This window comes from Parendozoicomonas verongulae, from assembly GCF_009711465.1.
Classification (GTDB): domain Bacteria; phylum Pseudomonadota; class Gammaproteobacteria; order Pseudomonadales; family Endozoicomonadaceae; genus Sansalvadorimonas; species Sansalvadorimonas verongulae.
This window is the reverse complement of the sequence record NZ_SMME01000850.1, coordinates 1-11,219: the sequence shown is the minus strand read 5'-3', so window position 1 is coordinate 11,219 and position 11,219 is coordinate 1. Positions and strand designations below refer to the sequence as shown.

The window sequence follows — 11,219 nt, the reverse complement described above, 5'->3', positions numbered from 1 at the left end:
CTGAGAGGAAAGAGACTCAGACTTCCAGACACTCACGCACAGGTTTGAATGAACGACGATGAATAGGCGTAACGCCGAGGGTTTTCAAAGCTTCCATATGAGCTTTGGTAGGGTAGCCCTTGTGCCCAGCAATACCATAGCCGGGATACTGTTTATCCAGCTCCACCATTTCCCGATCTCGTACTACTTTTGCGAGGATGGAAGCGGCAGAGATTTCAGCAATACGACCATCACCTTTTACCTCGGCGCGGGCAGGGATACCGAAGTCAGGGGTACGATTACCATCCACCAGCACCAGTGTTGGCTTCACAGACAATCTGCTCACCGCACGATGCATAGCCACCATAGTGGCCTGAAGAATATTGAGTTTATCAATCTCTTCCACTTCGCAGCGGCCAATAGCCCATGCTAAGGCCTTCTCGCGAATTTCATCGAAGAGTGCATCGCGCTTTTTTTCGCTGAGCTTTTTGGAGTCATTCAACCCAACAATGGGTTTGTTTGGATCAAGAATCACAGCTGCCGTAACAACCGCCCCACACAGAGGGCCACGGCCGACTTCATCCACACCGGCAATAATTTCCTGCTCGGAAGCTTGGCAGAAATCCAGCCCGGTTTGCACCCACTCACTCATAAACTTGCCTCTTTGGCTTCCACAACACCCATCACAGTGTCGGCAGCACGGGCACTGGCGTCTTGTTTGAGCAGGGCATGAATACGTCGATACTCTTCTACCAGAGCTTGACTCTTATCAGCATTATCCAGCCAGGTCAGAGTGGCCTCAGCCAGCGCTTCAGGGGTCGCATCATCCTGAATAATTTCAGGGACAATATCCTTATGAGAACCATCTTCGTTTTTGCCTGCCAGAAGGTTGGGCAGGGAGAAACGATCAATAGTCACCAGACGACGCATAATCCAGTAAGTCAGTCCATTCACCCGATAGCTGATGACCATCGGCTTTTTGTGAAGCAGACCTTCCAGGGCAGCGGTCCCAGAGGCCATCAACAATACATCCGAAGCTGCCATCACCTCATGGGATTGGCCACCCACAAGCTTGACGGGAAGGTTATCATCTCGCGCCAGCAAAAACCCTTCTATCTGGGAGCGACGAGAGGCATTAGCGCAGGGAACAACAAACTTCAGCTCAGGGTGAGCATCCAGCATCAGCTTTACAGCCTCAAGAAACAGTGGCGCAAGCTTCTTGACCTCACCACCACGACTGCCGGGAAGCACACCAACCACTCTGTCGTGGGTGGTGTAGCCTAACGCATTTCTAGCGGGGGTAGAATCTTCTTCCATGGGAATCTGATCCGCCAGCGAGTGTCCGATAAACGTCGCAGGTACGCCGTGCTTTTCGTAAACCTCGGTTTCGAATGGCAACAGGCAAAGCATGTGATCCACAGCTTCGCGGATCTTCAATACTCGCTTCTGACGCCACGCCCATACGGACGGACTGACATAGTGAACGGTGGCAACACCTGCATCTCGCAGCTTTCGCTCAAGAGGGAGGTTAAAGTCCGGCGCATCGATACCAATAAAAACAGAGGGCGGATCAGCAATAAAACCATCACGCAGGGATTTGCGAATACCCAGCAGCTCTTTCAAACGACCAAGGACTTCCACCAAACCCATCACCGACAGGCGATCCATGGGAAACAAGCTTTCAAAACCTTCCGCCATCATCAGCGGCCCACCAATACCCACAAAACGAGCATCCGGATTGCGATGCTTCAGTTCGCGGATCAGGCCGGCACCAAGAATATCGCCGGAGGCTTCTCCGGCAACAATGGCAAATGTTCTGGTTTGTCGTGTATCAGACATAAAATGATTTAGCGCACAATTCCGCGGGTAGATGTCTGAATACTATCGAGAAGAATCTGGATTTCAGGGGTTTGATCAGCCATCCCCTGCAGCTCTTCCTTCGCATGATCCAGTTTCAGGTTACGCAGATAAACCGTCTTGTAAGCATTTCGCAGAGAGCGAATCTTGGTATCATTCCAGCCACGGCGGCGCATACCTTCGAAGTTCATACCGTGAGGTTTGGCTGGGTTACCGCTCACCATCACATAGGCCGGAATATCCTTGAACACTGCGGATTGAGCACCAGACATACTGCCCTGACCAATACGGCAGAACTGGTGAACCGTGGTAAACCCGCCAAGAATAACATTGTCATCCACAACAACGTGACCTGCCAGGGCGGTGTTATTGGCAAGAATGCAGTTGTCGCCCACGATACAATCGTGAGCCACATGTACGTAGGCCATCAACAGGTTGCCATGACCGATTCTGGTCAGGCTGTTGTCCTGAATGGTTCCGCGGTGAAGAGTACAACCTTCACGAATGATGTTGTTGTCACCAATTTCCAGGCGAGTCTGCTCGCCCGGACGGAATTTTTTGTCCTGGCAATCTTCACCAACAGATGAGAACTGGTAAATGGTGTTGTTTCGACCAATTGTCGTTGGGCCTTTGATGACAACATGGGAATGGATCTTCGTACCAGAGCCGATGTCTACATCTGGGCCAATGGTGGTGAATGGTCCTACCTCAACATCATCGGCCAACCGCGCGGATGGATGGATAATGGCACGGGAGTCGATCAAGGTCAGATTTCCTTTTTCGCACAAGTAATAACAGCAGAACTCGCTAGTGTACCATCAACATGGGCCTGACAGGAAAATTTCCATATCCCTCTTTTTTCTGCCACAAACTGAGCCGTCAGTTGTAACCTGTCACCGGGTACAACCGTTCGTCTGAAACGTACATTATCTGCTGCAGCAAAATAGTAAACCGAATTTTCTCCCGGCTTTCTATCGGTCATTTTACAACCCAGTATACCTGCAGCCTGAGCCATGGCCTCGATAATCAACACACCAGGCATAACAGGATGCCCGGGAAAGTGTCCGTTGAAAAACTCTTCATTAGCGGTGACATTTTTGTAACAGTCAATTGTTCTTTTCTCGAGATCAAAGCCAACGACACGGTCCACCAGCAAAAAAGGGTAACGCTGGGGCAACAGTGCCTGAATATCCTCAACATTCATTTCCATAGCATGCTGATCCATAGAGAGTCCCTCCCACTCATATCCCCAACTCTTTTATACCGGGATCTGACAGATAAAACAAAACCGGCAAAAGCCGGTTTTGTAACAGAGCCATCAGAGCACGACCGCTTACTCCGCACGACCCTTACTTGTCTGTTTTTCCAACCTGCGGATACGCTTGGCCATATCATCCAGCTGGCGGAAACGCACAGTATTGCGCCTCCACTCTTTCACTGGCATACAGCCTATACCACCGGAGGACCAGACGCCCTTATCAGTAATCGATTTTGTCACCATCGCCATACCGGCAATATGCACCCCGTCGGCAATATCCAGGTGACCTGCGATGCCGGAGCCACCCGCAATAGTGCAGCCGCTGCCAATTTTCGTACTGCCAGAAATACCGGTGCAAGCCGCAATAGCCGTGTTACGACCGATCTCAACGTTATGGGCAATCTGAACCAGGTTATCCAGTTTTACACCATCGTGGATGATTGTATTATCCAGCGCACCACGATCAATGGTGGTATTGGCACCAATCTCCACATCGTCACCCACAATCACACCACCTAGCTGGGCAATCTTCACCCAACTGCCAGCGTCATTGGCAAAACCAAACCCATCAGCACCCAAAACAGCTCCATTGTGAATGATGCAGCGCTTTCCGATGGTTACACCGTGACACAAGGTCACATTGGCTTTAAGGATCGTACCCTCACCCACTACACAATCGCGACCGACGACAGTATTGGCCAGAACACGCGCACCCGCCTCGACATGAGCACCTGCCTCAATCACAGCACCAGGACCAATCCAGGCGGTTTGAGCAATAACAGCAGACTCGTCCACGCTGGCATCAGCATGCACGCCCACCTGTTCACCATCGCCTCGTTCAAACAAACGACTTAGTCTGGCAAAACCAAGGTAAGGGTTTTTCATCACCAGAGCATTGCCGGAATAGTCTGCTGCCACTTCAGGAGTTAGCAGCACAGCATCAGCTTTGGTATCCGCCAGATATTTTGCATAGGCAGGGTTTGCCAGAAAAGACAGGGTGCCGGGCACGGCATCCTGAAGAGTAGAAATACCGCTGATGACACAGCTGGCATCTCCTTTCACATCAACCTGTAACTCATACCGTAAAACGTCAGCCAGCTCGGCCAGCGTATACTGTTTTACAGACTTTATCTCAACTTGCATCAATTACTTCGCCAGCGCGTTCAACTTTTCGATCACCTTACCGGTGATATCCAGGCCAGGCTTGGCATAACGAACAGTAGCCTGCTCAATAATCACATCATAACCGCCAGATTCAGCAACAGCTGAGATAGCCTGCTCCAGTTTAGGAGCCAGGCGGTTGATTTCCGCTTGCTGAGCCTGAGCCACTTCCTGTTGTAAAGCACGGCCCTGATACTGCAGGTCTTCCTGCTTACGCCTCAGCTCAAGCTGCATTTTAGACTGTTCAGCATCACTCATTGTCGCCTTATCACGCTCAAAATCAGCGACTTGTTTTTTGAAACTGGCCTCAGCCGTCTTCAGACTCTCTACCTGAACAGAAAACTTTTCCTGTGACTTCTGCTCAAATGCCTTGGCAGGGGCTGATTCCTGCAAGGCCTTCTGGGAGTTAACAATGGCAATACCACTGGCCTGAGCCAGAGGGGTGGCCAGAATAGCGGCCATGGCAATAACTTTCAAACTGCGCAAGCTTTTCACTCCTGCATTCACTGTATTGGTACTCCTGATTTACCTTGTTTACTTTACCTAAAAGAGAAGGGGTAAGACTAACGCCCTACCCCTTATCTGTCATCCTGTGAACCGCTTTTCTTAGAAAGGCGCCCCCAGAGAGAACTGGAACACTTGGGTTTCGTCCAAATCTTCTTCCTTCAGTGCTCTCGCAAGGCTGAAGGTGAGAGGACCCATCGGAGTGATCCATGTTAAACCAACACCCACACTGTAACGAAGATCGGACAAAGAGGGCTTGGTGCAGCCACTGGAGTAATCTCTGCCCTTAGAATCTTTGCCGCTCTTACAACCGGTCTCAAATACGTTACCGGCATCAAAGAACACAGAGGTTCTCAACTGGCGCTGATCCTTGATAAAGGGCAGCGGGAACAGCACTTCCGCTGTACCTTCCATTAACACGTCACCACCGATAGGGTCGTACTGGCCGTTACTCTGCAGAGTCCGTGGACCAAGGGAGTTATCCCTGTAGCCTCGAATGGAGCCGAAGCCGCCGCCGTAGTAGTTCTCAAAGAACGGCAGGTCGTAAGTGCTGCCATAAGCGGCACCATACCCCAGACGGCTCGCCAGACGCAAAGTCAAAGTTCTGCTCAGAGGCTGGAAGTACTGACCACGGTAGTTCAGTTTGTAAAATGTCAGATCACTGCCGGGAACCGCCACATCCGCAGACACACTCTGGGACCAGCCACGGGTAGGCAGCAAGCCATTATTCAGAGTGGACTGATACAGCCCGATATTTGCCTTAAAGTTCGTGAAGTCACTGCCTTCCCGGTCAGTAAACTCTTTAACTCGTAGAGCCGGTGCAGAACCAATTCTCAGTTTATTGTTCTCAACACCACCACCAATACGCACGCTGGTGATTTCAGAGATTGGATAACCAAAGGTGACATCACCACCCACCGTATCAACGTTGTAGTTGGTAATATCACTGTCGGAGTAATTGGTCTTGCTGTAGTACAGGCTATAACCACGGCTTACACCATCAACAGTGAAGTACGGGTCGTTAAACGAGAAGCTATACAGCTTACGGGTTCTACTGGAGTTCGCAGACAGGGACACCCGGTTACCAGAACCCAGGAAGTTGTCCTGAGTGATAGAGCCACCCAGAATCAAACCATCGGACTGGGAGAAACCAAGACTTGCAGTAATAGAACCGGAAGGCTGCTCTTCCACGGTGTAGTTCACATCCACCAGATCACCGGAACCCGGCACGGGAGTGGTTTCCACATCTACCTGTTTGAAATAGCCCAGACGGCCTAAGCGCGCCTTAGACTGATCAATCTTGGCAGTATTCGCAGACGCCCCTTCCATCTGACGCATTTCACGACGCAGCACCTCATCTTCGGTCTTCAGATTGCCGGAGAAGTTGATGCGACGAACGTAAGCACGACGACCAGGATCTACGAAGAAGGTGATATCAACGGTGTTGTTTTCATGGTTAGGCGTTGGAATACCTGTAACGTTTGCGAATGTGTAACCTTCGTTACCCAATCGGCGAGTAATCAGATCTTCCGTTGTGGTCATAATCTGGCGGGAGAAGGTCTGCTCCGGCTTAACCAGCAGCAGAGCTTCGACTTCTTTCTTATCGACAGCAAGATCACCAGCCAGCTTAACTTCATTCACCTTGTACTTCTCACCCTCATCAATGTTGAGAGTGATGTACACGCCTTCCTTATCGGGCGTTATGGACACCTGAGTGGAGACGATATTGAAGTTGATGTAGCCCCGATCCAGATAGTACGACCGCAGTCGCTCAATATCCCCGGAAAGTTTTTCCCGGGAGTATTTGTCATCGTTGGAGTACCAGGACATCCAGTTCGAAGGTTTCAGCTCGAACAGATCCGCCAGCTCTTCTGACTTAAATACATGAGCGCCAACAATGTTGACATCCTTGATGGTAGAAACCTTGCCCTCACGCACCTTGATGGTAATCGCCACACGGTTACGGGGCAGAGGTTTCACTTCAGCTTCAATGCGAGCGCCATAACGGCCCTGAGCAACATACTGTCGCTCCAGCTCCATACGGATGGCTTCGAGGGTTGCCTGCTGAAAAATTTCACCTTCTGCAAGGCCGGATTGCTTCAGCCCGTTGAGAAGGTCTTCTGATTTGATCGCCTTGTTGCCTTCAATCTCAATCTTACTGATCGAGGGTCTTTCCACCATCGTGACAACCAGCACATCGCCATCGCGACCCAGCTGAATATCCTGAAAATAGCCAGTGCGGAACAGTGCCTTGGCAGAGTCCGCAATGGATTTGCTGTTGATATCATCGCCGATGGAAATTGGCAAAATATTGAATACGGTACCCGCAGACACCCTCTGCAGGCCGTCAAGACGGATATCGTTGACTACAAAAGCACTGGCCTGTCCGGCGAGCATGCTTCCGGCGACGAGTGGCAGTAATAATCGCTTCATGGAATCCGTTCTTCCAGGTAATGGTCTTTTATCCCCCGGGAGGGTCACAGTCGACTCAAGTCGTTAAAAATGGCGACAAACATTACGCCAAGTATCAGTGCCAGGCCTATTTTCATGCCAAACATCTGCGCCTTTTCCGACAAAGGCTTTCCCCTGATCAATTCCACAAAATGATACAGCAGGTGGCCACCGTCGAGTACCGGCACAGGCAGTAAATTAATAACGCCAAGACTTACGCTCAACATAGCCAGGAAACTGAGGAAGCTTTCCAGACCAGACTTGATAGAAGCCCCGGCTGCCCGAGCGATGGTTATGGGTCCACTCAGATTACTGACTGATACCAGCCCGGTTATCATCTTCCGGAGGGAATCCACCATCAGATAAGATAACGACGCCGTGTCTTGTGCTGCCACTCCCAGCGCAGCAACCGGACCAAAGCGAATCTCCCGAACATAATCTTCAGGCCACGTAAACGAGCCTGATCCAGCACCAATGTACCCAATTTTCGTTCCATCGGCTAATGATTTTTCCCCGGGGATCAGATCAATACTAATACCTTGGCCATTTCTTTCCACTGTTAAATCAAGAGTCTTGCCAAAGCTGTTGCGAATTCCCTTCACCCACTCTTCCCAGTTAGGAATTGCAGCACCGTTCATGGCAATAATTTTATCACCTGTCTGTAACCCCGCACGCTCAGCAGCCTGGCCAGGAACAATCTGTCCAATCACAGCCGGCACATCAGGCGACCAGGGTACAATACCCAGACCATGCACCGGGCTGGGTTGCTCATCACCGGTCAACCAGTTACTCACAGAAATCCCTTTGGGCTCAGGGGGAGCATCCGGATAATCAAAAGGCCGCACAACCACATCAATGGTTTTGGTATCCCCGATGGATTTAAGCAAAGCCATATTGACATCATTCCAGCTGCGGGTGTCATCCCCATCTACAGAGGTAATTTCGGTATTGGCCATCAGCCCGGCACGGGCCGCAGGAGAGTCGGGAAGAACATCTCCGACAACAGGAATGACCGCCCTCACCCCGATCATGTACATCAACCACAGGGCAACGATGGCCAGCAGGAAGTTAGCGACAGGGCCGGCAGCTACAACGGCAATACGGGAAAGGACAGGCTTGCTGTTAAAAGACATATGCCGTTCATGTTCGGCAACAGGGTCTTCCCGCTCGTCCAGCATTTTCACATAGCCGCCGAGAGGAATCAGAGCAATCACATATTCGGTACCCAGCTTGTCATGCCAGCGGAGTAAGGGCTTACCAAAACCGACACTGAAACGAATAACCTTGATACCGCAGCGGCGAGCAACCCAAAAATGACCGTACTCGTGAATACTGACAAGCAGCCCCAGCGTCACAATAAAAGCAAAAATTGTCTGGATCGAATCCATGTAGAGCAAATCTCTTTGGTATCGTTATAAAAACACTAAATATAAAAAATACTGATAAATAATGCTCGCACATAGACCCCAGGACTGGCAAACCGGATGAGTAGTAATTCTTAGCAGTGTTTTCGATAGCGAAACTAAGATATCACTCCGCCTTCTGTTTACCCCCCCTGTCCTTACCCGGGCTGACCATCCGCAGAGATATATCCTGAAGCCTGCGATTCACCTCATCAATACTTGGACGACTCTCCAGCCTGAGGCTCAGGCATCCCGACATTGCTCTCAGAACACCGTGAACCCAATCCCTCAGATTGTCAGGCACAGGCTCCCGGCAAAGCTTTTGCTCCCTGACAGCAAGGCCAGACATGCGTTCAAGACATTGCGCCTCCGTCTCACGCTCTTCCTCTATAGAGATTCTTGCCAGACGACTTATCCATAACCCAAGTTCAGCAGGCGAGACGACCAGTAAAAGTCGCAAAATCATGGCACCGAAAGCCCACACATCTGACTCTGTACATGCAGAAGGTTTGCTTACAAAGTGAGCAGAAAATTGCTTCTTCCAGTATGAAGAAACCTCTGGCGGCAAATACACATTGCCCGACGGAGGCCGACGCTCCCCTACCCGTGAGCTAGAGCCAAAGTCAGCGATACGGAAAGAGAATGTACCCTTTTCTTCCTTCCTGTACAGAACATTTCCCTCCTGCAGATCGCCATGAGTCAAATGTTGGTGATGAATAAACCTCAAACCCGCCGAGACATCACATCCTATGTGATGAACAGTAGTAACAGGGATACCCTCCAACTCTTCAAAAAGCTCATGTAAACTGCCATCCATAAGCCCCTGAACAAGAATAATCCCCAAGGAGGGGTGTTGACAGGTACCCAGAAGCTCCACAATATTAGGATGTTTAAGACACTTAAGTGCCACCGCCTCGCGGAACAGCTCGTTCTGCATAATCTCATGGGATGGCGTACCCTCAGACTCTTTTTTCGCAGCCTTTATTGCGTATACGACTTCCCCCTCTGGCACGTTTTTTACCAACCAGATACGGGCATAACCACCTTCAAAATCTTGCGGGCGGGTTGTCATAATAGCCAAAGCCTGACGCTTCAAACCTTCTGCAAGCGGAGCCGAATTCATAACCTCACTCGCCGCGCGGGAACCCAGGAGTCGCCGCACAGATGAAACCATTCGACCAAACTGCCCAAGAGACTCTCTTCTGGAAGCTTCAGATGAGGAGCCCACTCCACCAAGATTGAGAGAGGACAAATCAAGAGGTGATGCCATAGTATTCTCCTGCAAACAGACCAAAGACCCTTGAACAGGTCACTACGTTCACAGAGGTGTCAGCCCCTCTAAGCAACCTGTTACCACTCTTAGTGGTTAAAACAAATTACGGTAAACTTGCGCAGCATTTATAAACAGGAGCCCACGAGTGTCCGCAGACAGAAACTTTGACACTCTCGCTGAGCGTTTTGAGCGACAGATATACGGCACCGATAAAGGCCGCATCCGCACCACGCTCATTCGCGAAGATATTGAGACACAGGTCGGCTGGCTGACCTCCCCTGATGCGTCCCCATACCAGATTATTGATGCAGGCGGCGGTACAGGGCTGTTTTCCGCACAGCTGACAAAAGGCCAGCCCCATAAAGTCACCCTGTGTGATATCTCCCGAGAAATGCTCAATCGCGCAGAAAGAAACTTTCAGGACATTAGCCCGGCAACAGACCTCACTGTGCACCACATACCAATACAGGAACTACCCGACCACACAGGCAGCACCGGTGACCTGGTACTGTTTCACGCGGTTATAGAATGGCTGGAGAACCCTGAACAGGTATTGAAAACACTGGCCAAAACCGTAAAACCCGGCGGCTGGTTCTCTGTGTTGTTTTACAACAAGCGCGCCCTTATCTGGCGGCACCTGATGATGGGTAACTTTGTTTACACCAACAACCCCGGTGCACGCCTGAAAGGCAATGGCAAAACCCTCACACCCGATAACCCACAAAACCCGGAAGACGTAGAGAGCTGGCTAAACGAGGAAGGGTTCGAGATTAAAGCCAGAACAGGCATTCGAGGTATTTACGACAACATGCGCCCACACGATCTCAAACGCAGCAAGTTTGAAGATATTCTGGAAGCGGAAAGTATTTATGGGCGACAGGAGCCGTATCAGAGTATGGCGAGATATATCCACTATCTCTGCCAGAAACCGCTCTAACTGATTGCGTACCAACAGTGCAACACTGCTGTGCCTGAAATACTTTCTACAACATTTAACTCAACAAGCTTGTTTGCAAGTAGCTGCATTGTCCATGTTTTTGCACGTTCTCTGGACTGTCTTTTTGGATGCCGCACAAACCTCGGCTACTGCCATTTCACGTATGGAACCCAAAATGGCTTGTGCTGTCGATATTTGCAGTGATTCAGGGAAAACAGCGAAGAGATTATCAAAAATGCAGCCATTTCACTCTATTTCAAGGAAAAGATCTCCAGATAGTAAAGCGTCATTTGACGTGGAAAAAAGAAGACGCAATTCTGATTCAGGTTTAGTCACGAAACGCAGCCATACTCCCCCTCAATTAATTACGGATAAGAAGAAAGCTTCCTCTTCTTC

Annotated in this window: 11 protein-coding genes; 2 read left to right on the top strand and 9 right to left on the bottom strand. The window is 50.3% G+C overall.

Annotated elements, in window-relative coordinates; all coding sequences use genetic code 11:
- Positions 1–16: 16 nt before the first annotated feature.
- From rnhB to E1189_RS14850, 9 genes are all read right to left on the bottom strand, one after another.
- The gene (rnhB, locus tag E1189_RS14890) at positions 17–631 is read right to left on the bottom strand and encodes a ribonuclease HII (RefSeq protein ID WP_155161121.1); all 615 of its coding nucleotides are present in this window, start codon (positions 629–631) and stop codon (positions 17–19) included.
- On the bottom strand, positions 628–1,818 hold the full coding sequence (gene lpxB / locus E1189_RS14885; protein WP_155161120.1) for a lipid-A-disaccharide synthase: 1,191 nt from the start codon (positions 1,816–1,818) through the stop codon (positions 628–630). Before lpxB ends, rnhB begins: the two co-directional genes overlap by 4 nt.
- An 8-nt stretch (positions 1,819–1,826) precedes the next feature.
- Positions 1,827–2,600, bottom strand: a complete 774-nt coding sequence (gene lpxA, locus E1189_RS14880; RefSeq protein ID WP_230460418.1) for an acyl-ACP--UDP-N-acetylglucosamine O-acyltransferase — start codon at positions 2,598–2,600, stop codon at positions 1,827–1,829.
- A gap of 2 nt (positions 2,601–2,602) precedes the next feature.
- Complete coding sequence (gene fabZ, locus E1189_RS14875) at positions 2,603–3,061, bottom strand: 3-hydroxyacyl-ACP dehydratase FabZ (RefSeq protein WP_456238842.1); 459 nt, start codon at positions 3,059–3,061, stop codon at positions 2,603–2,605.
- A 108-nt stretch (positions 3,062–3,169) separates the two neighbouring features.
- Positions 3,170–4,237 carry a UDP-3-O-(3-hydroxymyristoyl)glucosamine N-acyltransferase gene (lpxD, locus tag E1189_RS14870; RefSeq protein ID WP_155161119.1) on the bottom strand — a complete coding sequence of 356 codons (1,068 nt, stop codon included), beginning with the start codon at positions 4,235–4,237 and terminating at the stop codon, positions 3,170–3,172.
- 3 nt (positions 4,238–4,240) lie between these two features.
- Entirely contained in the window at positions 4,241–4,741 is a 501-nt protein-coding gene (locus E1189_RS14865; RefSeq protein WP_155161118.1) for an OmpH/Skp family outer membrane protein, read from the bottom strand.
- Between the two features lie 120 nt (positions 4,742–4,861).
- Positions 4,862–7,192: an outer membrane protein assembly factor BamA gene (gene bamA / locus E1189_RS14860; protein WP_155161117.1), complete on the bottom strand. Its 2,331-nt coding sequence runs from the start codon at positions 7,190–7,192 to the stop codon at positions 4,862–4,864.
- Positions 7,193–7,236: 44 nt separating this feature from the next.
- Positions 7,237–8,598: a sigma E protease regulator RseP gene (gene rseP, locus E1189_RS14855; RefSeq protein WP_155161116.1), complete on the bottom strand. Its 1,362-nt coding sequence runs from the start codon at positions 8,596–8,598 to the stop codon at positions 7,237–7,239.
- A gap of 142 nt (positions 8,599–8,740) precedes the next feature.
- Complete coding sequence (locus tag E1189_RS14850; protein WP_155161115.1) at positions 8,741–9,883, bottom strand: protein kinase family protein; 1,143 nt, start codon at positions 9,881–9,883, stop codon at positions 8,741–8,743.
- A gap of 148 nt (positions 9,884–10,031) precedes the next feature.
- On the opposite strand from E1189_RS14850, the gene E1189_RS14845 reads away from it, so the two are divergent.
- Positions 10,032–10,823, top strand: a complete 792-nt coding sequence (locus E1189_RS14845; protein WP_155161114.1) for a methyltransferase domain-containing protein — start codon at positions 10,032–10,034, stop codon at positions 10,821–10,823.
- A gap of 4 nt (positions 10,824–10,827) precedes the next feature.
- Positions 10,828–11,219, top strand: a 392-nt coding sequence (locus E1189_RS23960) for a hypothetical protein (RefSeq protein ID WP_196221452.1), incomplete at its 3' end; no start/stop codon positions are given.